Annotated in this window: 22 protein-coding genes and 1 riboswitch; of the genes, 15 read left to right on the top strand and 7 right to left on the bottom strand. The window is 67.1% G+C overall.

Translation table 11 applies throughout. The features are described from left to right. A partial coding sequence (locus tag OMP44_RS23135) for an FAD-dependent oxidoreductase (protein WP_280311436.1) occupies positions 1 to 1,170 on the bottom strand: 1,170 nt, incomplete at its 3' end. Between the two features lie 62 nt (positions 1,171 to 1,232). Further along, positions 1,233 to 1,565: a DMT family transporter gene (locus OMP44_RS23130; protein ID WP_187980208.1), complete on the bottom strand. Its 333-nt coding sequence runs from the start codon at positions 1,563 to 1,565 to the stop codon at positions 1,233 to 1,235. A gap of 84 nt (positions 1,566 to 1,649) precedes the next feature. On the opposite strand from OMP44_RS23130, the gene OMP44_RS23125 reads away from it, so the two are divergent. Beyond that, positions 1,650 to 2,534, top strand: a complete 885-nt coding sequence (locus OMP44_RS23125) for a LysR family transcriptional regulator (RefSeq protein WP_133862598.1) — start codon at positions 1,650 to 1,652, stop codon at positions 2,532 to 2,534. Between the two features lie 221 nt (positions 2,535 to 2,755). Beyond that, the gene (locus OMP44_RS23120) at positions 2,756 to 4,042 is read left to right on the top strand and encodes an MFS transporter (protein WP_280311435.1); all 1,287 of its coding nucleotides are present in this window, start codon (positions 2,756 to 2,758) and stop codon (positions 4,040 to 4,042) included. On the opposite strand, the gene OMP44_RS23115 is transcribed toward OMP44_RS23120, so the two are convergent. Together OMP44_RS23115 and OMP44_RS23110 are read right to left on the bottom strand one after the other, a co-directional pair. After that, complete coding sequence (locus tag OMP44_RS23115) at positions 4,039 to 5,403, bottom strand: MFS transporter (protein ID WP_208692532.1); 1,365 nt, start codon at positions 5,401 to 5,403, stop codon at positions 4,039 to 4,041. The two genes, OMP44_RS23120 and OMP44_RS23115, sit on opposite strands and share 4 nt — an antisense overlap. Positions 5,404 to 5,569: 166 nt before the next feature. Next, positions 5,570 to 6,517, bottom strand: coding sequence for a LysR family transcriptional regulator (locus OMP44_RS23110; protein WP_280311434.1), 948 nt, complete (start codon positions 6,515 to 6,517; stop codon positions 5,570 to 5,572). Positions 6,518 to 6,625: 108 nt separating this feature from the next. Between OMP44_RS23110 and OMP44_RS23105 the strand changes: the two genes are divergently transcribed. From OMP44_RS23105 to waaA, 3 genes are read left to right on the top strand one after another with little or no spacing between them, the layout of a single operon-like run. Next, positions 6,626 to 7,807, top strand: a complete 1,182-nt coding sequence (locus OMP44_RS23105) for a fumarylacetoacetate hydrolase family protein (protein WP_280311433.1) — start codon at positions 6,626 to 6,628, stop codon at positions 7,805 to 7,807. Between the two features lie 32 nt (positions 7,808 to 7,839). Next, complete coding sequence (locus OMP44_RS23100; protein ID WP_280311432.1) at positions 7,840 to 9,624, top strand: IlvD/Edd family dehydratase; 1,785 nt, start codon at positions 7,840 to 7,842, stop codon at positions 9,622 to 9,624. 48 nt (positions 9,625 to 9,672) lie between these two features. Next, positions 9,673 to 10,938: a lipid IV(A) 3-deoxy-D-manno-octulosonic acid transferase gene (gene waaA / locus OMP44_RS23095; protein ID WP_280311431.1), complete on the top strand. Its 1,266-nt coding sequence runs from the start codon at positions 9,673 to 9,675 to the stop codon at positions 10,936 to 10,938. Here the strand turns inward: waaA and OMP44_RS23090 are convergent. Further along, the gene (locus tag OMP44_RS23090) at positions 10,884 to 12,380 is read right to left on the bottom strand and encodes a TolC family outer membrane protein (protein WP_187980202.1); all 1,497 of its coding nucleotides are present in this window, start codon (positions 12,378 to 12,380) and stop codon (positions 10,884 to 10,886) included. The two genes, waaA and OMP44_RS23090, sit on opposite strands and share 55 nt — an antisense overlap. Positions 12,381 to 12,489: 109 nt before the next feature. Beyond that, positions 12,490 to 12,616: riboswitch (TPP riboswitch) on the top strand. A 102-nt stretch (positions 12,617 to 12,718) separates the two neighbouring features. Here OMP44_RS23090 and thiC point away from each other — a divergent pair. Further along, positions 12,719 to 14,596 (top strand): phosphomethylpyrimidine synthase ThiC, encoded by a 1,878-nt coding sequence (gene thiC / locus OMP44_RS23085; RefSeq protein WP_280311430.1) that lies wholly within the window; start codon positions 12,719 to 12,721, stop codon positions 14,594 to 14,596. A 97-nt stretch (positions 14,597 to 14,693) separates the two neighbouring features. Then, positions 14,694 to 15,956 (top strand): putative hydroxymethylpyrimidine transporter CytX, encoded by a 1,263-nt coding sequence (gene cytX / locus OMP44_RS23080; RefSeq protein WP_187980201.1) that lies wholly within the window; start codon positions 14,694 to 14,696, stop codon positions 15,954 to 15,956. Between the two features lie 206 nt (positions 15,957 to 16,162). On the opposite strand, the gene OMP44_RS23075 is transcribed toward cytX, so the two are convergent. Further along, positions 16,163 to 16,912, bottom strand: a complete 750-nt coding sequence (locus tag OMP44_RS23075) for an RsiV family protein (RefSeq protein WP_133862588.1) — start codon at positions 16,910 to 16,912, stop codon at positions 16,163 to 16,165. A gap of 186 nt (positions 16,913 to 17,098) precedes the next feature. Between OMP44_RS23075 and OMP44_RS23070 the strand changes: the two genes are divergently transcribed. From OMP44_RS23070 to OMP44_RS23035, 8 genes are all read left to right on the top strand, one after another. Then, positions 17,099 to 17,719 carry an NUDIX domain-containing protein gene (locus OMP44_RS23070; protein ID WP_133862587.1) on the top strand — a complete coding sequence of 207 codons (621 nt, stop codon included), beginning with the start codon at positions 17,099 to 17,101 and terminating at the stop codon, positions 17,717 to 17,719. After that, the gene (locus OMP44_RS23065) at positions 17,710 to 18,165 is read left to right on the top strand and encodes a DUF1249 domain-containing protein (protein ID WP_132832828.1); all 456 of its coding nucleotides are present in this window, start codon (positions 17,710 to 17,712) and stop codon (positions 18,163 to 18,165) included. Before OMP44_RS23070 ends, OMP44_RS23065 begins: the two co-directional genes overlap by 10 nt. A 140-nt stretch (positions 18,166 to 18,305) precedes the next feature. After that, positions 18,306 to 19,112: a 3',5'-cyclic-AMP phosphodiesterase gene (gene cpdA / locus OMP44_RS23060; RefSeq protein WP_133862586.1), complete on the top strand. Its 807-nt coding sequence runs from the start codon at positions 18,306 to 18,308 to the stop codon at positions 19,110 to 19,112. Between the two features lie 93 nt (positions 19,113 to 19,205). Then, positions 19,206 to 19,814: a YqiA/YcfP family alpha/beta fold hydrolase gene (locus OMP44_RS23055; protein WP_280311429.1), complete on the top strand. Its 609-nt coding sequence runs from the start codon at positions 19,206 to 19,208 to the stop codon at positions 19,812 to 19,814. A 7-nt stretch (positions 19,815 to 19,821) separates the two neighbouring features. Next, positions 19,822 to 21,720, top strand: a complete 1,899-nt coding sequence (gene parE / locus OMP44_RS23050) for a DNA topoisomerase IV subunit B (protein WP_273861823.1) — start codon at positions 19,822 to 19,824, stop codon at positions 21,718 to 21,720. Positions 21,721 to 21,860: 140 nt separating this feature from the next. Further along, positions 21,861 to 24,113: a DNA topoisomerase IV subunit A gene (parC, locus tag OMP44_RS23045; RefSeq protein ID WP_280311428.1), complete on the top strand. Its 2,253-nt coding sequence runs from the start codon at positions 21,861 to 21,863 to the stop codon at positions 24,111 to 24,113. 94 nt (positions 24,114 to 24,207) lie between these two features. Then, the gene (locus OMP44_RS23040) at positions 24,208 to 24,906 is read left to right on the top strand and encodes a PqiC family protein (RefSeq protein ID WP_280311427.1); all 699 of its coding nucleotides are present in this window, start codon (positions 24,208 to 24,210) and stop codon (positions 24,904 to 24,906) included. A gap of 88 nt (positions 24,907 to 24,994) precedes the next feature. Then, positions 24,995 to 25,585: an LON peptidase substrate-binding domain-containing protein gene (locus tag OMP44_RS23035; protein WP_280311426.1), complete on the top strand. Its 591-nt coding sequence runs from the start codon at positions 24,995 to 24,997 to the stop codon at positions 25,583 to 25,585. A 307-nt stretch (positions 25,586 to 25,892) separates the two neighbouring features. On the opposite strand, the gene OMP44_RS23030 is transcribed toward OMP44_RS23035, so the two are convergent. Beyond that, positions 25,893 to 26,432, bottom strand: coding sequence for a type 1 glutamine amidotransferase domain-containing protein (locus OMP44_RS23030; protein ID WP_187980192.1), 540 nt, complete (start codon positions 26,430 to 26,432; stop codon positions 25,893 to 25,895). Positions 26,433 to 26,607: the final 175 nt, after the last annotated feature.

Genomic DNA, 26,607 nt, shown 5'->3' with positions numbered 1-26,607 from the left:
CAGCAGCTCCTCCCAGAAGGGCGCGGCCACCGGCGGTTGCGGATGGGCGGGCAGGGCGGGGTGCTGTCCTGGCGCGATGCCGTCGCGGTCGAGATTGGCCAGGACCCGGTCGGCCAGGTCCGGCGACAGCGCCAGCTTGGTCGGCCAGCCCACCAGCAGGCGCCCTTCCTCGGCGAGAAAGGCGTTGTCCGGACGCACCAGTCCGGATTGCGCCGGCTCGGCGCGATCCACGCGCAAGGTTGCCCAGCGGGCGCCGTCGAAGTCGATCCAGGGCAGCAGGCGCTGCAGTTCCTCGCGTGCCGTGGCGATCTGCGCCGCTGGCTCACGGGCCACGCCCTCGGCCTCGGCCAGGTCGCCGCCCAGGTACCACAGCCACTGGCCGTCGGCGGTGGGGTGGCTGGTGATGGTCACCCGCGGCTTGGGGCCGCCACCCAGACAGTGCGCATAGAGGGGTTTGAGCATGGGGCCCTTGACCACCACCATGTGCAGCGGGCGGCGCTGCATGGCCGGTTGTTCCAGACGGAGCGCCTGGAGCAGATCGGCCATGCCGGCGCCGGCGGTGAGCACGAGGCGGCGGGCGCGGATGGCCTGGCCGTCCACCACCAGACCGGTCAGCTCGCCGTCTTCGCGCAGGGGCTGGAGGTCATGCCCGGCCAGCAGGCTGTCGCCGGCCAGTTCTGCCAGGCGTGCGACCAGGCTGGGTACGTCCAGCACCAGCTCGGCCAGGCGATAGACCTTGCCCTTGAAGGCGCGGTCGCGCAGGGCCGGTGGCAGTTCGTCGCCCTTGACCGCATCCACCCGGCCGCGCACCGCCTTGCTGGCGAAGAAGCTGGTGAGGTTGCCGGCCAGGCTGCCCGGCGACCAGAGGTAGTGGGCCTCGGAGAGCAGGCGTACACCGGAAAGATCCAGCTCGCCGCTGCCGGCCAGGCTTTCGCGCCAGCGCCGCGGCATGTCGGCGATGGCCTCAGAGGCCCCGGTTAGCATCCCGGTCAGGGCATATTTGGTGCCGCCATGGATGATGCCCTGGGACTTGCCGCTCTGGCCGCCGCCCAGGGCGCCGGTCTCCACCAGCACGGTGGCGTAGCCGGCGCGTCTGAGACGGGCGTTGAGCCAGAGGCCGGCGACGCCGCCGCCGACGATGAGGATATCGGTGGACCAGGGTTGGGACATGAACGGCCTGCTCGGATGATCGGCAAAGGAGTGATTTTACACGCTCCTCGCCGCCGCTGGTCTCAATGCCCGGTACTGCCGGAAAACAGCTGGATCACCACCACCCCGGCGACGATCAGCCCCATGCCCAGCATGGCCGGCAGGTCCAGCTTCTGATCGTAGAGCACCGCCGCGGCGATGCTGACCAGCACGATGCCCAGCCCGGCCCAGATGGCGTAGGCGACGCCCACGGGGATGCTGCGCACCACCAGGGTCAGCATCCAGAAGGCCAGGCCGTAGCCTGTGATGACCAGAATCAGTGGCAGTGGCTTGCTGAAGCCACTGATGGCCTTCATGGAGGTGGTGGCGACGACTTCGGCGGCGATGGCAATGGCCAGGTAGATGTATCCGCTCATGATGATTCCTCCTGTCGAAGGGCCCCATTGTGCCTTTTCGGACGATAGGTGAAAGTTGATACCTATCTGTTGAGGAGATGGGTCGTGCAGTGGAATCTGGAGCAACTGGAGATCTTCGTCGGCATCGCCGAGGGGGCGAGTTTCTCGGCCATGGCGCGGCGTCTGGGGCGGGCGCAATCGGCGGTGAGCGCCGCCATCGCCCTGCTGGAGGCTGACCTGGGCGTCGTGCTGTTCACGCGCAGCAACGGCCGCACGCCAGTCATCACCGCGGCTGGTCTGGCGCTGCTGGAGGAGGCGCGTGAGGTGCTGCGTCAGTGCCAGCGGCTGGACAGCCGCGCCCAGGCGCTCTGTGCCGGTCAGGAACCGCTGTTGCGCCTGGCGCTGGACGAAGCCATGCCCTACCAGCCGGTGCTCGATGCCCTGGACGCCCTGGCGGCGGCCTTCCCACACCTGGAGGTCCAACTCACCAGCGGCGCCCAGGGCGATGTGGCGCGCAAGCTGCTGACCGATCAGGCCGACCTCGGCCTGCTGTTTCGCCATGAGCACATGCCCGAGGCCCTGGAGCGCCAGGCGCTGGGTGATGTGGCCCAGGTCACCGCCTGCGGCGCTCAGCATCCCCTAGCCCGCCAGCGTGGGGTAGGGCGACGCGAACTGGCCCGCCATCGCCAGCTGCTGATCGCGCCGCTGGAGCATCCTTATCCCGGCGGCGAGCAGATCGCCCCCCAGGTCTGGCGCGCCGACAGCTTCTATCTGCTCGCCGAATTGCTGATGCGCGGCCTGGGCTGGGGGTGGCTGCCGCGGCACGTGGCGCGCTATCCCTCCTACCAGGGCCTGCTAGCCGAGCTGGATTGCGACTGGGTGCCGCCGGCCCTGGTGGTGGAGCTGGCCTGGCGCCGCAACGCCGCGCCGGGGCCGGCCGCGCGCTGGCTGGCGCAGCGACTGGCAGAGGAGCTGCGAGCGATTGGTTGAATGAATGTGTTGGGCTTCGCTGCGCTCAGCGCCAACCTACGGTGCTCTGCGTAGGTTTAGTCGAGCGCAGCGAAGCCCAACAAGACGGACCTTCAGCACTCGCCCACGACCCATGCCAACGAAAGTCCCATTCTGGCCAGATCCGTGGGGCAGCTTGACCAGCGCCAGGCCGCCAGGACTGCAATACTCGACTCATCCCTTCCCCGCCCGTGACGATCGCCATGACCCCACCTCCCGCCCTCGGCCAGCGCTATGTCTTCGTCGTCCTGGCGCTGATCTTTCTCGCCCTGCTGGTCTCGGCCGGGGTGAGGTCCACCCCAGGCGTGCTGCTACTGCCTTTGCAGGAGGCCTTTGGCTGGAGTCGCGAGACGGTCTCGCTTTCCGCCGCCATCGGCATCTTTCTCTATGGCCTGGTCGGGCCCTTCGCCGCCGCCCTGATGCAGACCCTGGGCATCCGCCGGACCCTGCTCGGCGGCCTGACCCTGATCAGCCTGGCCACCGCCCTGAGCACCCTGATGCGCGAACCCTGGCACCTGGTGGCCACCTGGGGCGTGCTCAGCGGCCTGGGTACCGGTTGCGTGGCCATGGTGCTGGGGGCCGCCATCGTCAATCGCTGGTTCGTCGCCCGCCGGGGCCTGATGATGGGCCTGCTGGCGGCCAGCACCGCCACCGGCAACCTGGTGTTCCTGCCGTTGCTGGCCCATCTCGCCAGTCAGGAAGGCTGGCAGACCGTGGTGCTGACCGTGGCCGTGGCCAGCGCCGCCCTGATCCCGCTGGTGGCCTGGCTGCTGCCCGAACGGCCGGCGGACGTCGGCCTGCGGCCCCATGGCGCCCCAACGGACTACCAGGCGCCAGTGGCCTCCGCACCGGGCAATCTGTTTCGCGTGACCCTCGGCACCCTGGCCATGGCCAGTCGGCGGCGCGATTTCTGGCTGCTGTTCCTGACTTTCTTCGTCTGCGGCTTCACCACCAATGGCCTGATCGGCACCCACTTCATCGCCATGGGCCACGACCACGGGCTGTCCCAAGTGCAGGCCGCCGGCATCCTCGCGCTGATGGGCATCTTCGACCTGGTGGGTACCACCGCCTCCGGCTGGCTGACCGACAGATACGATCCGCGCCGGCTGCTGTTTGTCTACTACAGCCTGCGCGGCCTCTCGCTGATCTACCTGCCGTTCTCCGGCTTCGCCCCCGAGCAACTGCTGCTGTTCGGCATCTTCTACGGACTGGACTGGATCGCCACCGTGCCGCCCACGGTCAAGCTGACCAACCAGAGCTTTGGTGAAAGGAGCGCGCCGGTGGTGTTCGGCTGGGTGTTCTGCGGGCACATGCTGGGCGCCGCCTGCGCGGCCTTTCTCGCCGGTGCCCTGCGCGAGCACTTCGGCTCCTACCAGGAGGCCCTGGTGCTGGCCGGCCTGACCGGTCTGCTGGCGGCGCTGATGGCGCTGTGGATCGGCCGGCCGAGCGCCGCGGGTGCCGGGCGCTCGGCCGTGCCCGAGGCGGGCTAGGCGGGCTTGAGGTCCAGCGGCACGGCGGTCGGCGTGCGCTGCAGCATCGAGGCCGGGATCGCCAGGATCAGCAGGCCGCTGACGAACAGGCAGGCGCCGAGCACATAGGTGCCGTTGTTGATGTCGCCGGTGAGGGTTTCCATGGTCGCGGTGATCATCGAGCCGGTGAAGCCGGAGAGGTTGCCGATGGCGTTGATCATGCCGATACCCGCCGCCGCGGCGACGCCGGAAAGCAGGGTGCCGGGCAGCGACCAGAAGATCGGCATCAGCGCCAGCAGGCCCGAGGCGGCCACGGTGAGGAAGAAGATCGACAGCACGATGTTGTGGATGAACCAGGCGCTCAGCACCAGGCCCAGGGCGCCGACGAAGGCCGGCACCGCCGCGTGCATGCGCTGCTCGCCGGTGCGTGCCGAGTGGCGGGCGTTGAGCAGCATGACCACCAGGGCGACGCTGTAGGGGATGGCGGTGAGCAGACCGATCTGCAGGCTGCCACTGACCCCGGCGTTCTTGATGATCGAGGGCATCCAGAAGGCCAGGCCATAGAAGCCGGTGTTGAAGGTCAGCAGGATGAACACCAGCAGCCAGACCCGCGGATTGAAGAACACCTCGCTGAGGCGCGACGCCTTGCCGGCGTTCTGCTGCTCCAGGTTGCGCTTGAGCAGGGCCTTTTCCCGGGCGTCCAGCCAGGGCGCCTGGTCAATGTTGTCGCTCAGGCAGCAGAACACCACCACCGCCATGATGATCGAAGGCACCCCTTCCACCAGCAGCATCCACTGCCAGCCGGCCAGGCCGTGCCAGTTGTGCAGGCTGCTCATCAGCCAGCCGGAAAGCACGCCGCCAAAGCTCAGACTGAAGGGCAGGGCGATGAGAAAACCCGACATCACCCGACTCTGCCGGCGGGTCGGAAACCAGTAGTTGAGATAGAGGATCACCCCGGGAAAGAAGCCCGCCTCGCAGACGCCCAGCAGGAAGCGCAGCACATAGAAGAGGGTGCTCGACTGCAGACCGAAGAATTGCGCCAGCGGCTGGGTGAAGGCCACCGCCATGGAGATGATCGCCCAGGTCAGCATGATGCGGGCGATCCAGAAGCGCGCGCCGTAGCGATGCAGCAGCAGGTTGCTGGGGACCTCGAAAAGAAAGTAGCCCCAGAAGAACATGCTGGCGCCAAGGGCATAGACGGTGTTGCTGAAGCCCAGGTCGTCGAGCATGTCCAGCTTGGCGAAGCCGACGTTGACCCGGTCGAGGTAGGCGGCGATGTAGCACAGCAGCAGGATCGGCAGGATTCGTAGCACCACCTTGCGATAGGTGCGTTCTTCGAAGGCGTCGCCAGCGGCGCCCTGGGGAGCGGTGGTCTCGAACATGGGAATGACCTTCGGGGCCTTGGGGCCCGTTGTTGTTATTGAAGAGGTCGAAGGCGGCCGGGGATGCGGGGTGGCCGTCTGAATCGCCTGGCCACTCTAGGAGCGGGAGCGATTCTTTCCCAATGGCATTTGCAGATCATTCGATAACGGCGCGTTATCGAGCTGTCTAGGCTGCGGGCTCCTCGCGACCGGCATGGCTCAGCAGGATGGCGGCGAATTCCCGCGCTGCCTCGCCGAGGGGTTCGCCCTTGCGGGTGAGGATGCCGTAGTCCTGCGCCGGCAGGTGCAGCGGCAGCTCCAGCGCACTGAGCGCGCCGCTGGCGAGATAGGGTTCGACCATGGCCTCCGGCAGCATGCCGATCATGGGGCCGGCACGCAGCACCTGGAGAAAGGTCTGCATGGAGATGGTGTCGATGGTGTTGCTCGGCACCGGCAGGCCGGCGGCGGCGAAGGCCCGCTCCATGCGCCCGCGGATGGGCGTGCCCTTGGGATAGAGGATCCAGGGCCAGGCCAGCACCTGGTCGAGGCCCACGGGCCCGCTGCCCACCAGCGGGTGATCGGCGTTGACCACGAAGCGGAAGGGCTCCGGCGCCAGGGGCTGGAAGTCGAAGCGCTGGGCCTGGGCTTCGTCGGTGAAGCGCGCCACCGCCAGATGCAGCAGCTTGTCGTCGAGCATCTCCATCAGGTGATCGCTGGTCTGCTCCACCACCTCGATCGCCAGCAGCGGCCAGCGCTGCTTGATCGCGACGATGGCCTGCGGCAGCGCCACCGCCGTGGCGGCGAAGATGCCGCCGACCTTGAGCTGGCCGTGGCCGCCGCGTCTCAGGCTGTCGATCTGCTCGGCGAAGTTGCGGGCATCGTTGAGCGCCACCCGGGCATAGCGCAGCACGTGCTCGCCCAGCGCCGTGGGCGGCATGCTGCGCGGCTGGCGCTCGAACAGGGCGAAGCCCAGCAGGTGCTCGAGCTCCTTGAGCATCTTGCTGATGGCCGGCTGGCTGAGGTTCATCTGCTGCGCCGCCAGGTGCATGTTGCGGGTGCGCCCCAGGGTGTCGATCAGCAGCAGGTGACGAAACTTGAGCCAGTGGCTGATCTGGCTGAACGACGGCTCGGACACGCATACCTCCCGGGCGATAAGTACAGGTTATCGAATGATGAAATAAGCCCATTTGAGTTTATCAGTCCGGCTGCCTAGCGTGGACCCATCAGCCCTGGAGTCCTGCCCATGTCCCTTCGTCTCTCGCCTGGCAACACCCTTCCCACCGATGGCCTGGCCGGCACCCTGGTCGGTCGTGCTTGGGTGCCCGGTCCGCTGGCCGGTCCCTCGCCCGTGGTGCTGCGCGAAGACGGTGTCTTCGATGTCTCGGCACGCTTCGCCACGCTGAGCGCCCTGTTCGAGGAAGAGGCGCCGCTGCAGACCCTGCGCGATACCCCCGGGCGCTACCTCGGCAGCCTGGAGGAACTGCTGGCCAACAGCGGCGAACAGGCCGATCCGGGCCGCCTGCACCTGCTGCCGCCGGCCGACCTGCAGGTGATCAAGGCCGCCGGGGTGACCTTTGCCGCCAGCATGCTGGAACGGGTAATCGAAGAGCAGGCCGGCGGCGATGCCGGGCGCGCCGTTGCCATCCGCGAGCAGGTGCAGGCGGTGATCGGCGCGGACCTGCAGGGCCTGGAGCCGGGCAGTCCGCGCGCCCAGGCGCTCAAGGCGCTGCTGATCGAGAAGGGCATGTGGTCGCAGTACCTGGAGGTGGGCATTGGCCCGGACGCCGAGATCTTCACCAAGGCGCCGGTGCTGGCCGCGGTCGGCAGTGGCAGCCTCATCGGCATCCACCCCGTGTCCCAGTGGAACAATCCCGAACCCGAGGTGGTGCTGGTGGCGGACAGCCGCGGCCGCCTGCATGGCGCCACCCTGGGCAATGACGTCAACCTGCGCGACATCGAGGGCCGCAGCGCCCTGCTGCTGAGCAAGGCCAAGGACAACAACGCCTCCTGCGCCCTGGGGCCCTTCATCCGCCTGTTCGACGAGACCTTCGATCTCGACCAGGTCCGCCAGTGCGTGGTGACCCTGGAAGTCCAGGGCGAAGACGGCTTTCACCTCAATGGCAGCAGCTCCATGGCGCAGATCAGCCGTGATCCCACCGATCTCGCCGCCCAGACCCTCAATGCCAACCACCAGTATCCCGACGGCTTCCTGCTGTTTCTCGGCACCCTGTTCGCCCCGACCCAGGACCGTGACGCCCCGGGCGGCGGCTTCACCCACAAGGTGGGTGACGTGGTGAGCATCGCCAGCCCGCTGCTGGGAACCCTGCACAATAGGGTGACCACCAGCAACCAGGCCCCGGCCTGGCGCTTCGGCCTCGGTGCCCTGATGCACAACCTGGCCGCCCGCGGCCTGCTGGGCCGCTAACCGCTCTTTCCTGATAACAACCAGAGACCATCATGACTTCCGCCAAACGCCCGCTGCGCAGCCAGCAATGGTTCGATGATCCTGCCCACGCCGACATGACCGCGCTCTATGTCGAGCGCTACATGAACTACGGCCTGACCCGCGACGAACTCCAGTCCGGTCGCCCCATCATCGGCATCGCCCAGACCGGCAGCGACCTCACCCCTTGCAACCGTCATCACCTGGAACTGGCCCAGCGGGTCAAGGCCGGTATCCGCGACGCGGGCGGCATCCCCATGGAGTTCCCGGTGCACCCCATCGCCGAGCAGAGTCGCCGCCCCACCGCTGCCCTGGATCGCAACCTGGCCTACCTCGGCCTGGTGGAGATCCTGCACGGCTTTCCCCTGGACGGCGTGGTGCTCACCACCGGTTGCGACAAGACCACCCCGGCCTGCCTGATGGCCGCGGCCACCACCGACCTGCCGGCCATCGTGCTGTCCGGCGGGCCCATGCTGGACGGGCATTTCAAGGGCGAGCTGATCGGCTCCGGCACGGTGCTCTGGCACGCGCGCAACCTGCTGGCGACCGGCGAGATCGACTACGAGGGCTTCATGGCCCTGACCACCGCCGCCTCGCCCTCGGTGGGCCACTGCAACACCATGGGCACGGCCCTGTCGATGAATGCCCTGGCCGAGACCCTGGGCATGTCGCTGCCCGGTTGCGCCAGCATCCCCGCGCCCTATCGCGAGCGCGGCCAGATGGCCTATGCCACCGGCAAGCGCATCTGCCAGCTGGTGCTGGACGACGTCCGCCCCTCGCGGATCATGACCCGCGAGGCCTTCGAGAACGCCATCGTGGTGGCCTCGGCCCTGGGCGCTTCCAGCAACTGCCCGCCGCACCTGATCGCCATTGCCCGCCACATGGGCATCGAGCTGTCGCTGGACGACTGGCAGCGCCTGGGCGAGGACATCCCGCTGCTGGCCAACTGCATGCCGGCCGGCAAGTACCTGGGCGAGGGCTTCCACCGCGCCGGCGGGGTACCGGCGGTGCTCCACGAACTGCTCAAGGCGGGGCGCCTGCATGGCGATTGCCTGACGGTATCCGGGCGCACCATCGGTGCCATCGCCGAAGGTGCGGCCAGCACAGATCCCGCGGTGATCCAGCCCTATGAAGCGCCGCTCAAGCACCGCGCCGGGTTCATCGTGCTCAGCGGCAATTTCTTCGACAGTGCCATCATGAAGATGTCGGTGGTGGGCGAGGCCTTTCGCCAGACCTACCTGGCGGAACCGGGCAAGGAAAACAGCTTCGAGGCGCGAGCCATCGTCTTCGAGGGTCCGGAGGACTATCACGCGCGCATCGACGACCCGGCCCTGGACATCGACGAGCGCTGCATCCTGGTGATTCGCGGCGCCGGGCCGGTGGGTTATCCGGGCAGCGCCGAGGTGGTCAACATGGCCCCACCGGCGGCGCTAATTAAGAAGGGCATCGACTCCCTGCCGTGCCTGGGCGACGGTCGTCAGAGCGGTACCTCGGCCAGTCCGTCGATCCTCAACATGTCGCCGGAAGCGGCGGTGGGCGGTGGCCTGGCGCTGCTCAAGACCAACGACCGGTTGCGCGTGGACCTCAATGCCCGCAGCGTCGATGTGCTGCTGGATGATGCCGAACTGGAGCGCCGCCGCGCCGAATGGACCTCCAACCTGCCACCGGCCCAGACCCCCTGGCAGGAGCTCTATCGGCAACTGGTGGGCCAGCTTTCCACCGGCGGCTGCCTGGAACCGGCCACCCTGCACCTCAAGGTGATCGCCCGCGAAGGCGGGGTGCCGCGGCATTCGCACTAGATTGAACAGGCTCGCACTGGCGGCCTTGCTTCATTAAGCTCTGCCGCCATGAACCGTACCCTCTATAGCCTGATCTTCACCCTGGCCTTGCCCTTCATCCTGCTGCGCCTGCTCTGGCGCGGGCGCAAGGCTCCCGCCTATCGGCAACGCATCGGCGAGCGCCTGGCGCTGGGCTTGCCAGAGGTGCCGCCCGGCGGCATCTGGGTGCATGCGGTGTCGGTGGGGGAGAGCATTGCCGCCGCGCCGGTGATCCGTGCGCTGCGCCAGCGCCATCCGCAGCTGCCGATCACCGTGACCTGCATGACGCCCACCGGCTCGGAGCGCATTCGCGCCCTGTTCGGCAGCGACGTCCACCACTGTTATCTGCCCTACGACCTGCCGGGGCTGGCCGGACGCTTCCTCGATCGCCTGCGGCCCAGCCTGGGGGTGGTGATGGAAACCGAACTCTGGCCCAACCTCATCCACCAGGCGGCGCGCCGCGACATTCCCATCGCCCTGGCCAATGGCCGGCTGTCCGAGCGCTCCGCCCGGGGCTACGGCAAGCTGGGCGGGGTGACCGCGCCGATGCTGGCGGAGCTGGCCTGGCTGGCGGTGCAGACGCCGGTGGAAGCCGAGCGCTTCCGCGCCCTCGGTGCCCGTGCCGAGCGGGTCACGGTGACCGGCTCCATCAAGTTCGACCTGCGCATCGACCTCGAGCTGCCGGCGCGCGCGGCTGCGCTGCGCCAGGGCTGGGGCCGTCGCCCGGTGTGGATCGCCGCCAGCACCCATGCCGGTGAAGACGAGATCCTGCTCCAGGCCCAGCGCCAACTGCTGGCCACCCGTCCCGATGCCCTGCTGATCCTGGTGCCGCGTCATCCCGAACGCTTTCCCGAGGTGCTGGGCGAGGTGCGGGGTGAAGGCTTCAGCGTGATCCAGCGCTCGACGGGGGAGGCGGTGCAACCGCAGACCCAGGTCCTGCTGGGCGACACCATGGGCGAGCTGCTGTTTCTCTACGCCCTGGCCGACGTCGCCTTCGTCGGTGGCAGCCTGATCGAGCGCGGCGGGCACAACCCGCTCGAGCCGGCCGCTCTCGGCGTGCCGGTGCTCAGCGGACCGCACGTATTCAACTTCCTCGACATCGTCACCCAGTTGCGCGACGCCGGCGCTTTGGAAACAGTAGCGGAAGCCTCGGCCATCGCTGCCGCCGTGGCCCGGCTCTGGGCCGAACCGGCGGAAGCCGCTCGGCGTCGTCAGGCGGGCCTGGCGGTATTGGCCGCCAATCAGGGCGCGCTGGAGCGCCTGCTCTCCGGGCTCGACGGACTGCTCAAGCCCTGAGCGGAACGTGCCGGCAGGACGTCGGCGCGGGTCTTGGCCAGGTCCGGCGGCAGGAAGTCGCGATCCGGGTCGTAGTGGGGATCGAGATAGCCGGACAGGGCCAGCAGGTCGTTGGGCGCCAGGGTGCCGGCCGCCTGCTTGAGTCTCAGAGTGTCCAGGATGTAGTTGTAGCGGGCGTCGTTGTACTGGCGCACGGCGTTGTACAGCAGCCGCTGGGCGTCGAGCACGTCGACGATGGTACGGCTGCCCACCTGGTAGGCGATCTCAGTGGCTCTCAGGGCGCGCTGGCTGGAGGCGATGGACAGCCGTCGGGCGCGCACCTGCTCGATGTCGGTGTTGATCGCCCGATGGGCGTTGCGGGTGTTCTGCACCACCTGGCGGCGCAGGCTTTCCTGCTGCTGCTCACTGCGGTCCAGCTGCTGGTAGGCCTGACGCGCCTGGGAGCTGGTGGCGCCGCCGCTGTACAGCGGCACCTCGACCTGGATACCGATGCTGCGGCTGTTGACCGGGCTGCCGAACAGGGACAGCTGCTCGGCGTTGGGCAGATTCACCGCATCGTTGTCGCTGTGGCTGTAGCGCGCCACCGCATCCACCGTCGGCAGGTGCCCGGCGCGACGCTGGCGCAGGGTTTCCTGGGCCGCATTGACACCCTGGCCGGCAGCCAGCAATTGCAGATTCTGGCGCATGGCGGTGTCCACCCACTGGCGGGCATCGTTGGGTTGTGGCGGCAGGATCGGCAGGTCGTGGCGGATACCGGCGATGCTGCCATAGTCGCGATCGGTCAGCCGGGTCAGGGCCTGGAAGGCGTCGGCCACCTGCTGCTCGCTCTGGGAGCGGTTGGCCTGGGCGTTGTCGAAGCTGGCCTGGGCCTGGAGCACGTCGGTGTCGTCGGTCAGGCCGACCTTGTAACGCTCGCGGGACTGGTCCAGCTGACGGTACAGCGCCTTTTCCTCGGCGCGAGCAGTGGCCAGGGCGTCCTGGGCGCGCAGGGCGCTGAAATAGCCCTCGGCGGTCTGCAGGATGAGCTGCTGCTGGGCGGCGGAAAACTGCAGCTCGGCCTGCTCGGTGGCGGCCTTGGCCGCCTTGAGCTGGAACCAGCGATCGGCGCGGAACAGTGGCTGGCTGAGGGTCGCCTGGATCAGCTGGCTGCTGCGATCGCTGCTGTAGCGGCCACCCTGGACGCCCAGCGCCGGATTGTCCTTGAGCTGCAGGCTGGTATGGGTGTCGTTGAACTGGGCACCGAGCCCGATCTGCGGCAGCAGGCCGGCGCGCGCCTGGGGCACCGCCTCGCGCTGGGCGCCAAGCCCGGCGCGTTCGGCGGCGAGGTCGGCATTGTTGTCCAGCGCTTCGCGGTAGACGTCGAGCAGGCCATTGCCGGCGACCTGGGCCTGGGCCAGCCCGGCCGTGCTGCAGAGCGCCGCGAGCAGCAGGAATCTTCGCATTCTTGGAGCCTTCCTTGAGGGACCGCGCCAGTGTAGTGGCTTCGTCCGAATCCGCCATAGGAGAGGAAATAGCGGTCGAAGTTTCTGCCGCTCTGGGTTTACACTGGCCACGTTCTTGTCGGGGTGCGCTACGAGGCGCTGAGATCGGGTAGTCCCGGATCCCGTTGAACCTGATCAGGCTAGGCGCGCCGCATGGCGGTGCGTCAACCTGCGTAGGGAACAAGAGGGCGTCCGCCGTCTCCATCCGTGGTCGCCATCCGTCCGGGCTTGCCTCTTCCTGCGTGCCCACCCTTCGTCCAGGTTCTTCCCTCGGCAACGCGCCCACCAGGAGAGCCTCGATGAACAAGCAGAACAACGTCACCGACTTCACCCGCGTCGACCGTCAGTCCACCCAGCCGTTGCCCAATTCGCGCAAGGTCTATCTGACCGGTTCGCGTCCCGACATTCGCGTGCCGGTGCGGGAAATCTCCCTCGCCGATACTCCCACCGCGTTCGGCGGTGAAAAGAACGCCCCGGTGTGCGTCTACGACACCTCCGGTCCCTATACCGACCCGGCCGCCCGTATCGACCTGCGCAAGGGCCTGCCGGACGTGCGTTCGCGCTGGATCGAAGAGCGCGGCGACACCGAGCTGCTGGCCGGGCTGTCTTCCGAGTTCGGCCAGGCGCGCCTCGCCGATCCGAGCCTGGCCGCCCTGAGATTCGACCTGGCGCGCCAGCCGCGCCGGGCCAAGGCCGGGCGCAACGTTTCCCAGATGCACTATGCCCGCCAGGGCATCGTCACCCCGGAGATGGAATACATCGCCATCCGCGAGAACATGAAGCTGCAGGAAGCCCGCGCCGCCGGCCTGCTCGGCAATCAGCACCGCGGCCAGAGTTTCGGCGCCAGCATTCCCCAGGAGATCACCCCCGAGTTCGTCCGCGACGAGGTGGCCCGCGGCCGCGCCATCATCCCGGCCAACATCAACCACCTGGAGCTGGAGCCGATGATCATCGGCCGCAACTTCCTGGTGAAGATCAACGGCAACATCGGCAACAGCGCCCTGGGCTCTTCCATCGAGGAAGAGGTCGAGAAGCTGACCTGGGGCATCCGCTGGGGCGCCGACACCGTGATGGACCTGTCCACCGGCAAGCACATCCACGAGACCCGCGAGTGGATCATCCGCAATTCGCCGGTCCCCATCGGCACCGTGCCCATCTACCAGGCCCTGGAAAAGGTCGATGGTGTCGCCGAAGAACTGACCTGGGAGCTGTTCCGCGACACGCTCATCGAGCAGGCGGAGCAGGGCGTGGACTACTTCACCATCCATGCCGGGGTGCGTCTGCACTACGTGCCCCTGACCGCCAAGCGCGTCACCGGCATCGTCTCCCGCGGCGGCTCCATCATGGCCAAGTGGTGCCTGGCGCATCACAAGGAAAACTTCCTCTATACCCACTTCGAAGACATCTGCGAGATCATGCAGGCCTACGACATGAGCTTTTCCCTGGGTGACGGCCTGCGCCCGGGCTCCATCGCCGATGCCAACGACGCCGCTCAGTTCGGCGAGCTGGAAACCCTTGGCGAGCTGACCAAGATCGCCTGGAAGCATGACGTCCAGACCATGATCGAAGGTCCGGGCCATGTGCCCATGCAGCTGATCAAGGAAAACATGGACAAGCAGCTGGAGTGCTGCGACGAGGCGCCGTTCTACACCCTCGGTCCGCTGACCACCGATATCGCCCCCGGCTACGACCACATCACCAGCGGCATCGGCGCCGCCATGATCGGCTGGTTCGGCTGCGCCATGCTCTGCTACGTGACGCCCAAGGAGCACCTCGGCCTGCCCAACAAGGACGACGTCAAGACCGGCATCATCACCTACAAGATCGCCGCCCATGCCGCCGATCTGGCCAAGGGGCACCCTGGCGCCCAGATCCGCGACAACGCCCTGTCCAAGGCGCGCTTCGAATTCCGCTGGGAAGACCAGTTCAACCTGGGCCTGGACCCGGACACGGCGCGCGCCTTCCACGACGAGACCCTGCCCAAGGACTCGGCCAAGGTGGCGCACTTCTGCTCCATGTGCGGGCCCAAGTTCTGCTCCATGAAGATCACCCAGGAAGTCCGCGACTACGCCAAGGAAAACGGCCTGACCGACGAGCAGAAGGCCATCGAGGCCGGCTTCCAGGAACAGGCGGCGCGCTTCAAGGACGAAGGCGGGGTGATCTACAAGCAGGTCTGACGACCGTAGGTTGGCGCTGAGCGCAGCGAAGCCCAACAATGCCCGGCGTCACCCCACGACGTCGGGCGTCCTCAACCCCTTGCTCACGAGACCCATCATGGCCCAGGCCCCCGGCCTCTATACCCCCACCATCCCCGTTCCGGCGGACCGCCGCATCCTTGGCGGGCGCGATCTCTTCACCCTCTGGTTCTCCCTGGGCATCGGTCTCATGGTGGCCCAGGCCGGCGCGTTGCTGGCACCCGGCCTCGGCCTGGCCGATGGCCTGCTGGTGCTGGTGCTCGGCACCGGGGTCGGGGTGCTGCTGCTGGCGGCCGCCGGCCTGGTGGGCAGCGATACCGGCCTGGCCGGCATGAGCGCCCTGGGCCAGAGCCTCGGCCAGCGCGGCGCGCTGTTGCCGGCGGTGCTCAACATCACCCAGCTGATCGGCTGGGGCGCCTTCGAACTGGTGGTGATGCGCGAGGCTGCCAGTGTGCTGCTGGGCAGCTGGGGCCTGCAGAGCTGGGCCTCGCCGGTGCTCTGGACCCTGGTCTTCGGCGCCCTGGCCACGGCCCTGGCGGTGGCCGGTCCCCTAACCTTCGTGCGCCGTTTCCTCAGCCGCTGGGGCATCTGGCTGCTGCTCGGGGCCTGCACCTGGCTGACCCTGGACCTCTTCCTGCGCGCCGACTTGGCCGCGCTCTGGCAGCGTTCGGGCGACGGCTCCCTGACCCAGGCCCTGGGCTTCGACCTGGTGGTGGCCATGCCGCTGTCGTGGCTACCGGTGATCGCCGACTACACCCGCTTCGCCCGCACCGGGCGTAGCGCCGGGCGCGGCGTCATGCTGGGCTATTTCTGTGGCAACCTCTGGCTGATGGGCCTGGGCTTCGCCTACACCCTGGCTTTCGCCAGCGGCGGTGAAGCCGACGCCCTGCTGCGCGCCCTGGCCGTGGCCGGCCTGGGCCTGCCGCTGCTGCTGATCCTGCTGGACGAATCGGAAAACGCCTTTGCCGCCTATCACTCGGCGGCGGTGGCGACGGGTTTCCTGGCCCAGGTGAAGATCTGGCAGCTGACCCTGGCTATCGGCATCCTCTGCACCCTGCTGGCGCTGCTGGTGCCCCTGGCCCAGTACGAACACTTCCTGCTGCTGATCGGCTCGGTGTTCGCCCCGCTGTTCGGCGTGGTGCTGGTGGATCACTTCCTGCTGCGCCGCCGCAAGGCTCCGCAGCGGGTACGGGCGTTGCGCCTGGAATCCCTGATCGCCTGGGCCCTGGGCGTGGCCGTCTACCACCTGCTGCCGACCCTGCTCCCCGCCTGGGGCGCGACCCTGCCAGCCATCGTGGTGGCTGGCGCCGCGCAGGCGCTGCTCGGATTGAAGCGGGTTTAGGGGCCGGCCTGTTGGGCTTCGCTGCGCTCAACCCAACCTACGCCTAACTGCCCCCTCTCCCGCGTGCGGGGGAGGGTTGGGGTGGGGGTATCGCGGCCATGGATCCGGTGATGCGGCCGCTCCTACAGAAGATTGAGTCCGCTGTAGGAGCGGCCCATGGCCGCGATCAAACCCGCTTGCAGCAGATGATTTCGGTTGACCAGGTCCTACGGCTGCCGCGCCTTGCCCCGCCCCGGGAAATACTCGCCCTTGAGGATGCCATTGAGCTTGGGATAAGGGATCTTCAGCTCCGGATGGCCCATGGCGTAGGGGGCGATGCTGCCGATGTCGTACTTAAGCGTCAGGGCGCCGAAGTCCAGGGCCACGTTGTTGGTCTTGAGGAAGGGCCACTGCTGGCGGAAGTCGGCATCGCCGACGTTGTTGCTGACCATCCAGGCCTCGCGCGACAGCTGCGCCAGCCGCCAGAACTCGGCTTCCTGCCCCGGCACCAGCATGTCGCCCAGGGTGATCTGCCGGTCGAGATGGCGATCCCAGGTGACGAAGTCACGGCCGGCCAGACCATGGGCACCGCCATTGGCCAGGTAGCTGGAGAACTCGATGATCACCAGGCCGTCATGCTGTTCACGCACCTTGGCCTGCAGATAGCTGCTCCAGCGTGGCTGCGCCTTGGCGAGGAAGTCCCGCTCGTAGCTCTCCAGCGAAGCCGGGATGGGCGCACCCGGCTCGGCGCGGGCCAGGCCCAGCAGGTGCCGCTGCACCAGGGCGTCCAGCGCCGGGTCGCCGAATTCCACGTAGTCGATGTTGATCAGCGGGCAGTCTTCGCCCTGGCAACCGGCCGGGCGGTGCTCCCAGGCCTGATGGCGAGGCGTGAGGGGTTTGTCGAGGTTGGGGCCGAAGACGCTTTGGCAACCACCGAGCAGCAGGCCGGCGAGCAGGAGGAGTGGGCGGATACGCATGGGATTCCTTGTCATGGAAACAGAGAATGACGGCTTTCGAACCCGTCTGGCTCGATAAGTTTGCCAGGGGCGGCCGGAGGTTTCCCGGCTTGTTGTCCCTTTCGCGACTTGGCGCGCCAGGGGCTGCACGAGCGCGGGGGGCACGCTAGGATGAGCTGATCACCTTCATTCAGCGCTGGAGCGCCCATGACCGAAGCCAACGAATCCCAGGCGCCCGCCGTTGAAATCCTGAGCCGCGAGATCTGCTTCCAGGGCTTCTACCGCATGGCCCGCTTCCGGCTGCGCCACCGCCAGTTCTCCGGTGCCCTGGGGCCGGAACTGGAACGCGAGGTCTTCGTGCGTCCCGATGCGGTCTGCGTGCTGCCCTACGACGCCGCGCGCGACGAGGTGGTGCTTATCGAGCAGTTTCGCGTCGGCGTCATGGAAAAGACCGCTCATCCATGGCTGCTTGAGCCGGTGGCGGGCTTGGTGGACAAGCAGGGCGAGGCCGTCGAGGCGGTCGCTCATCGGGAAGCCGAGGAAGAAGCCGGGCTGACCTTGCAATCGCTCTGGCCCATCTCCACCTACTTCCCCTCGCCTGGCGGCAGCGACGAACAGGTCTATCTCTACCTGGGTCGCTGCAGCACCGCGGATGCCGGTGGCGTCCATGGCCTGGAAGAGGAGGGCGAGGACATTCGCGTCCATGTCTGGTCGCTGGACGAGGCACTGGCCGGGGTTCGCGACGGTCGAATCAATAACGCAGCGGCTATCATCGCCCTGCAATGGTTGGCGCTCAATCGCGCCGAGGTACGGGGGTTATGGGGCTGAAACTGCGAGATCGCTATCGAGTTGACCTGCCGGGCCTGCAGGCCACGTGCGAGGCCAACTACGTGCGGCTGATGCGGCTTCTGCCCAAGATGCGCGAAGCCGTGGTGTCGCGCCGCGTCATGTTGTCGCAAGGCGAGCGCCCACTGGGCGTGCTCGCCTTGGAAGTCACCGAGGCCTGTCCCTATACGACGGTCTTGCGGGTGCGTCAGGAACTGGGGCTGCCCTGGTTGCCGGTGCCCGAACTGGAAGTGCGCGTCTATCACGATGCGCGGATGGCGGAAGTGGTGTCGGCCGGGGCCTCCCGGCACCTGCTCGGACGCTATCCCTATCCCAATCAGGCCATGTATCAGCCTGACGAAAAGAGTCAGCTCAATCTGTTTCTCGGTGAGTGGCTGAGTCACTGCCTGGCCTGTGGCCACGAAGCTGAACCTATCCTGCAGCGATGAGCACTGGGGCGCAACGCTGACAGCCGTAGCTTCCCTCGCGCGGTGCAAGCTGCGAAAATGTGAAGCATGCACGCAAGTTCCCGGGAACTTTTCTGCACCCTGCCTGCGCTCGTTGTCCCCTTATGCCCTAGGAGGCTTTGGTGAGTTTGCCGGATAGTGTCAACGCTCCCCTCGTCGTCCAATTGACCGATAGTCATCTGTTCGCGCGCGCCAACGGTCGGTTGTTGGGTATCGATACGGCAGCCAGCCTGCAACAGGTGGTGGCCCAGGTGGTCCGGGAGCAGCCACGCATCGATCTGCTGCTGGCCAGCGGTGATCTCTCCCAGGACGGCTCCGTGGCGTCCTATCAACGCTTCTGCGAGCTGACCGAACCCCTGGCTGCGCCCATGCGCTGGCTGGCTGGCAATCATGACGAGAACGTGCCCATGGCCAAGGCCTGTGGCAATCGCGATTTCCTGGAAACCGTCACCGACCTGGGCGCCTGGCGCTTGATTCTGCTCGACAGCACCGTGCGCGGCTGCGTCTTCGGCGAGCTGGAGCAGGCGCAGCTGGTGACCCTAGACGAGGCCCTGAGTGCCGCGCCCGAGCGTCCGGCACTGATCTGCCTGCACCATCATCCGGTACCCGTGGGGTGTGGCTGGATGGAGCCCCTGGGCCTGCACCGGGCGGACGAGCTGTTTGCCGTGCTGGATCGCCATCCCCAGGTCAAGGTGGTGCTCTGGGGGCACATCCACCAGGAGTTCGATCAGCTGCGCAACGGCGTACGCCTGCTGGCCTCGCCGTCCACCGGCCTGCAATTCGAGCCGGGCAGCCAGGACTTCAAGGCGGGCGATCAGGCCCCGGGCTATCGCTGGTTGCGCCTGTTGCCCGACGGCAATCTGGAGACTGGTGTCTCGCGTCTGCAACAGCATGCCTTCACCGTGGATCACAGCGCCGCGGGCTACTAGGGCTGCCCGGGCTGACGCCGGTCGGCTGTCTTGGTCGCGAGGGTCGAAACGGGTTACTCTTTACCTGTTTTTTTATCCAGTAGGAGCGGCCCGATGCCGTCGATCCTCTATATCCATGGTTTCAACAGCTCACCCGCGTCCCTGAAGGCGCGGCAGCTCACTGCCTGCATGACCCGCCTCGGCCTGGTGGACCGCCTGCGCGCGCCGGCGCTGCCCAATGATGCCGACGCTGCCTTCGCTTTGCTGGAGCGCGAGCTGGCCGAGCTTGACGCCCCCTTGCTGGTCGGCAGCTCCCTGGGCGGCTACTATGCCACCGTCCTGGCCGAGCGCCATGGGCTCAAGGCCGTACTGATCAATCCGGCGGTCCGGCCCTGGCGCTTCATGGAGCACTACCTGGGCCCCCAGCGCAATCACCATACCGGCGAGAGCTGGACCCTTACCGAGGCCCACGTCGAGGCCATGCGTGCGCTGGAAGTCGCGGCGCCGGCGGATCCCGAGCGTTTCCACGTCTGGCTGCAGACCGGCGACGAGACCCTCGACTACCGCGACGCCGAACGTTACTACGGCGGCTGTACCCTGCGCATCGAGCAGGGTGGCGACCACGGCTTCCAGGGCTTCCATCGCCAGCTGCCGCTGCTGCTGGAGCTGGCCGGCTTCGACCCGGCGCTCTGGCGCGAGCTGGATTTCAACACCTTCGAATAGAGACCCCATGGCCACGCAGAACGCCTATAACGCCGACGCCATCGAAGTCCTCTCCGGACTCGATCCGGTGCGCAAGCGCCCTGGCATGTACACCGACACCTCGCGGCCCAACCACCTGGCCCAGGAAGTCATCGACAACAGCGTGGACGAGGCCCTGGCCGGTCATGCGCGCCAGGTGCAGGTGATCCTGCACGCCGACAACTCCCTCGAAGTCATCGATGACGGCCGCGGCATGCCGGTGGACATCCATCCGGAAGAGGGCGTCTCCGGCGTCGAGCTGATCCTTACCAAGCTGCACGCCGGTGGCAAGTTCTCCAACAAGAACTACCAGTTCTCCGGCGGTCTGCACGGCGTGGGCATCTCGGTAGTGAACGCCCTGTCGACCCGGGTCGAGGTGCGCGTCAAGCGCGAGGGCAACGAATACGGCATGGCCTTCGCCGATGGCTTCAAGGCCAGCGAACTGGCCGTGGTCGGCAGCGTTGGCAAGCGCAATACCGGCACCAGCGTGCACTTCTGGCCGGACCCCAAGTACTTCGATGCGCCCAAGTTTTCCATCAGCCGCCTGAAGCACGTGCTCAAGGCCAAGGCGGTGCTCTGCCCGGGCCTGGCGGTGAGCTTCCTCGACGAAGCCAGTGGCGAGCGCAGCGAATGGCATTACGAAGACGGGCTGAGATCCTATCTGATCGACACCGTGGGCGACGCCCTGCGGCTGCCCGAGGCACCCTTCCACGGCACCCTGGCCTCGGCCCGGGAAGCGGTGGACTGGGCGCTGTTCTGGCTGCCCGAAGGCGGCGAGTCGGTGCAGGAAAGTTACGTCAACCTGATTCCCACCGCCCAGGGCGGCACCCATGTGAACGGCCTGCGCCAGGGCCTGCTGGACGCCATCCGCGAATTCTGCGAATTCCGCAACCTCCTGCCGCGCGGCCTCAAGCTGGCCCCGGAAGACGTCTGGGAGCGCATCGCCTTTGTCCTCTCGATGAAGATGCAGGAGCCGCAATTCTCCGGCCAGACCAAGGAGCGCCTGTCCTCCCGCGAGGCCGCGGCCTTCGTTTCCGGGGTGGTCAAGGACGCCTTCAGCCTCTGGCTCAACGCCCATCCGGAGCTGGGTCAGCAGATCGCCGAACTGGCGATCAACAATGCCGGCCGCCGCCTCAAGGCGGGCAAGAAGGTCGAGCGCAAGAAGATCACCCAGGGCCCGGCGCTGCCCGGCAAGCTGGCCGATTGCGCCGGTCAGGATCCGATGAGATCCGAGTTGTTCCTGGTGGAGGGCGACTCTGCGGGCGGCAGCGCCAAGCAGGCGCGCAGCAAGGAATTCCAGGCCATCATGCCGCTGCGCGGCAAGATCCTGAATACCTGGGAAGTGGATGGCAGCGAGGTGCTGGGCAGTCAGGAGGTACACGACATCGCCGTGGCCATCGGTATCGACCCGGGCAGCGCCGACCTGAGCGGCCTCAGATACGGCAAGATCTGCATCCTCGCCGACGCCGACTCCGACGGTCTGCACATCGCCACCTTGCTGTGCGCGCTGTTCGTGCAGCACTTCCGGCCGCTGGTGGATGCCGGCCACGTCTATGTGGCCATGCCGCCGCTGTACCGCATCGACCTCGGCAAGGAGGTGCACTATGCGCTCGATCCCGCCGAGCGGGATGGCATCCTCGATCGCCTGGCGGCGGAGAAGAAGCGCGGCAAGCCCCAGGTGACCCGCTTCAAGGGCCTGGGCGAGATGAATCCGCTGCAGCTGCGCGAGACCACCATGGACCCCAACACGCGGCGCCTGGTGCAGCTGACCCTCGACGACGTGCCCGCCACCCTCGAGATGATGGACATGCTGCTGGCCAAGAAGAGATCCGGCGACCGCAAGAGCTGGCTGGAATCCAAGGGCGATCGCGCCGAAGTGCTGCTCTAAATATGTTGGCTGCGCCTATCGCGGCCATGGCGGTTCGCCGCAGCGACCGCTCCTACAGGTGTATCGAGCACCTGTAGGAGCGGTCCATGACCGCAATGGACCGGGCCCCCCGATCAACGACGTAACACCAAAGGACCCCCATGAGTGCACCCCTCGACCTGAGCCTGGATGGCGTCGAACGCCGATCGATGGCCGACTTCACCGAGAAGGCGTATCTGGACTACTCCATGTACGTCATCATGGATCGCGCCCTGCCGCACATCGGCGACGGCCTCAAGCCGGTCCAGCGCCGCATCATCTACGCCATGAGCGAACTGGGGCTGGATGCAGACGCCAAGCACAAGAAATCCGCCCGTACCGTGGGTGACGTGCTTGGTAAGTACCACCCCCATGGCGACTCGGCCTGCTACGAAGCCATGGTGCTCATGGCGCAGCCGTTCTCCTATCGCTATCCGCTGGTGGATGGCCAGGGCAACTGGGGTGCGCCGGACGATCCCAAGTCCTTCGCCGCCATGCGCTACACCGAGGCACGCCTGTCGCGCTATTCCGAGGTGCTGCTCAACGAACTGGGGCAGGGCACCGTGGACTGGGTGCCCAACTTCGACGGTACCCTGAACGAGCCGGCGGTGCTGCCGGCGCGGCTGCCCAACCTGCTGCTCAATGGCACCACCGGCATCGCCGTGGGCATGGCCACCGACATCCCGCCGCACAACCTGCGCGAGGTGGCGGCCGCCTGCATACGCCTGCTGGACGATCCCATCGCCGGGATTCCCGAACTGCTCGAACACGTGCCGGGCCCGGACTTCCCCACCGAAGCCGAGATCATCACGCCCCGCGCCGATCTGCGCAAAATCTACGAGACTGGTCGCGGCTCGGTGCGCATGCGCGCCGTCTACCGCCGCGAAGACGGCGACGTGGTCATCACCGCGCTGCCGCACCAGGTCTCAGGTTCCAAGGTGCTGGAGCAGATCGCCGCCCAGATGCAGGCCAAGAAGCTGCCCATGGTGGCCGACCTGCGCGACGAGTCGGACCACGAGAATCCGACCCGCATCGTCATCGTGCCGCGCTCCAACCGCATCGATGCCGACGAACTGATGCAGCACCTGTTCGCCACCACCGATCTGGAGTCCAGCTACCGGGTCAACCTCAACGTCATCGGCCTCGATGGCAAGCCCCAGGTCAAGGACCTCCGGCAGATCCTCCAGGAGTGGCTGATCTACCGCATCGGCACAGTGCGCCGCCGCCTGCAGTTCCGTCTGGACAAGGTCGAGCGTCGCCTGCATCTGCTGGATGGCCTGCTGGTCGCCTTCCTCAATCTGGATGAAGTCATCCACATCATCCGCACCGAAGAGCATCCCCGGCAGGCGCTGATGGCCCGCTTCGAACTCTCCGAGGACCAGGCCGACTACATCCTCGAAACCCGCCTGCGCCAGCTGGCGCGCCTGGAAGAGATGAAGATCCGCGGCGAACAGGCCGAACTGCTCAAGGAACAGAAGCGCCTGCAGACCCTGCTGGGCAGTGACAAGAAGCTGCGCAACCTGGTCCGTGACGAACTGATCAAGGATGCCGAGACCTATGGCGACGCCCGCCGCTCGCCCATCGTCGCCCGGGCCGAGGCCAAGGCGCTGTCCGAAACCGAGCTCATGCCCACCGAGCCGGTGACCGTGGTGCTTTCCGAGAAGGGCTGGGTGCGTCAGGCCAAAGGCCATGACGTCGATCCGACCGGGCTGTCCTACAAGGCCGGCGACGGCTTCAAGGCAGCGGCCCTGGGCCGCTCCAATCAGTTCGCCGTCTTCATCGACTCCAGCGGCCGCAGCTATTCCGTCGCCGCCCATTCACTGCCGTCGGCGCGTGGCCAGGGCGAACCCCTGACCGGACGCCTGACGCCGCCGCCGGGCGCCAGCTTCGAGTGTCTGCTGCTGCCGGACGACAGCAGCCTCTATGTCCTGGCCTCGGACGCCGGCTATGGTTTCGTGGTCAGGGGCGAGGACCTGCAGGCCAAGAACAAGGCCGGCAAGGCGCTGATCAGTCTGCCCAATGGGGCCAAGGTGCTGCCGCCCAAGCCGGTCGCCTCCCTGGAAGACACCTCCCTCGCGGTGGTCACCAACGAGGGACGATTGCTGGTGTTCGCCATCACCGAGCTGCCGCAGCTGGCCAAGGGCAAGGGCAACAAGCTGATCTCCATTCCCGGCGAACGGGTCGCCAAGCGCGAGGAATACGTGGTCGATCTGGCCGTGGTGCCGGCCGGCGCTTCCCTCACGCTGCAGGCCGGCAAACGCCCCTATACCCTCAAGGGCAGCGACCTGGAGCACTATCGTGCCGAGCGCGGCCGGCGGGGCAACAAGCTGCCACGGGGCTTCCAGCGGGTAGACTCGCTGCAGGTGGAAACTTGAGCCGCCCGCGGTCAGCCGCTAGCATAGCCCGGATTTTTTCGACCAGGACTCGCCGGGCCTCGCTGCCCGTCGAGAGAGAGCCTCGATGAAACGGATGTGTCTTGTCAGGCTGGCGCTCGTTGGCCTGCTGGCCGGCCTGGGTGGCTGTGCCAGCCTCGACCCCAGCCACTACTACCAGCTCGATGGCGGCAATGCGCGTGCGCCGGCGAGCAGTGAGCGCGGCCTTGCGGTGTGGATCGAAAGCCTGCAACTGGCCGACTACCTGCAGCGCGACGTGCTGCTGGAGCGCCAGGCCGACGGCAGTCTCAAGACCACCCGCGACCACTGGGCCGGACCGCTGGACGCCAACGTGCGTCAATTGCTGCAGCGCCAACTCGCCGGCCGCCTTAATAGCGGTCGGGTGGTGGTGGGGGAGCAACCCGCAGGCTTCGATCCGCAGTACCGGGTGGAGCTGGTGGTGACCCGGCTCGATGCCGGTGACCAGGCGCCTGCCACCCTCGATGCCAGCTGGCAGTTGCGCGACGGCCAGGGCCGGCTGCTGGATACCGAGGTGATCCACCTGCAGACCCGGCACGCGGGCGATCGCGCGGCCCAGGTGCGGGCCCAGGGCGAATTGCTGCAACAACTGTCGGTGCGGCTGGCCACAGATCTCACCAAGGTCGCCCAGCGCGGCCGCCGCGAGACCGAGATGGCGCGCAAGGAGCCGAAGAAACTTGTCGAAGAGGCCCAGGCTCGGCCGACGCTGCCGGCCGTGGTGCCCATCCGCACCGGCGCCGAGGTCTATCGCTTCTGACCCGACCAGGCCCCGCGCGTCGCCGCGCGGGAGCCTTCGGCGGCGCTCGATGCTCTATCCAGCAGGACCCTCAAGCCCCGGAGGTTTCATGACGCTGCCCCTGTTTCCGCTCAATACCACCCTGTTCCCCGGCTGCCGCCTTGATCTGCAGCTGTTCGAAGCCCGCTATCTGGACATGCTCGGTCGCTGCCTCAAGCAGGGCAGCAGCTTTGGCGTGGTGACCATCCTCGAAGGCCGCGAGACCGGTGGCGCGCCGAATCGCCTGGGTGCCTACGGTTGCGAGGCGCTGATCCGCGACTGGCAGCAGCAGAGCAACGGCCTGCTGGGTATCCGCATCGAAGGCGGACGGCGCTTTCGCCTGCTGAGCCAGGAAGAGCAACCCGATCACCTGGTGGTGGGTGAGGTGGAGTGGCTCCCGGAAACCGATCCCCAGCCGCTACGCGATGGCGACGCCGACCTGATGGCGCTACTGGCGGCCCTGGCCCAGCATCCAATGGTGGCCAGCCTGGACATGGGCGGCGAGGTTGTCGACCGCCAGGCCCTGGGCTACCAGCTGGCCTATCTGCTGCCGTTCGAGGCGCACCTCAAGCTGGATTGGCTGGGCATGAGCGACCAGGGCCAGCGCCTGGCCGACATCGAGCGCCATCTGGTGGATCTGCAAGGTGATTTCCAGGCCTGAAGCCTGTTCATAATCGGCTGCGTGTCGGCCAGACGGCATTGCAAGCATCCTGGAAGGCCGGCCCCGTCGTCTAGCCTGTGTAAACACCAAGCGCGGGTCCGATCCGCTGCCTCAGGCGTTTTTGTGGGGCCGCCCGAGCCTTGTTTGGCTCTAGCTCGCAAGATTCTGAAAAGGCTCCAGCCAAACGCCGGGCAAAAGAAAGCCCGCCGGGCAGGGCGGGCTAAAAGTGCTTTGGGGGCACTCGATAAGACTCTGGCACTTTGCCATAAGTTCAGTCTTATGAGATCAAAGTGCCAGTCTTGATGACTCAGCCTGCCAGCAGCTTGATAAACTCGCGATTGAAGGCCGGAATGTCGTCTGGCTTGCGGCTGCTCACCAGTTGACCGTCGACGATGACTTCCTGGTCCTGCCAGGTGGCGCCAGCGTTCCTGAGGTCGTCGGTCAGCGAGGGCCAACTGGTCAGGGTCTTGCCCTGCACGAGGCCGGCGGAGATCAGCAGCCAGGCACCGTGGCAGATGACGGCGACCGGCTTGCCGGCGTCGGCGATCTGCTTGGTCAGCTGCTGGGCCTGCTCGTCGATGCGGATGGTGTCGGCGTTGACCACGCCGCCGGGCAGCAGCACGGCGTCATAGTCGCCGGCATTGGCTGCGGCGAAGGTGAGGTCCACCGGAAAGCTGTCGGCCGGCTCGGTGCCGTCCCAGCCGCGCACCTCACCGTTCTCGGCGGAGATGATGTGGGTTTGGGCGCCCGCCTGTTCCAGGGCCTGCTTGGGGCCGGTGAGTTCGGCCTGCTCGAAGCCGTCGGTGACCAGGATGGCGATTTTCTTGCCGTTCAGGGATGTAGCCATGGTTGCGGATACCTCGATTGGAATTCGGTCGGGCTAGCCTTTTGCCAGCGCTCCTAAATCCGTCTCGCTTTACCCCTCTGAAGTTCCTTCGTCGCGCCCGATGGCATAGCCGAGCGGTGCGGAGTAGATTTGCGACATCCATCGCAGAGTAGTCCCCATGTCCCAAGCGTCCCCT

Origin of the sequence: Pseudomonas flavocrustae, from assembly GCF_029872515.1 — a bacterium.
In the GTDB taxonomy this organism is placed as follows: Bacteria; Pseudomonadota; Gammaproteobacteria; order Pseudomonadales; family Pseudomonadaceae; genus Chryseomonas; species Chryseomonas aestiva.
The sequence above is the reverse complement of the archived record's forward strand: the minus strand, read 5'-3'. Positions and strand labels throughout refer to the sequence as shown.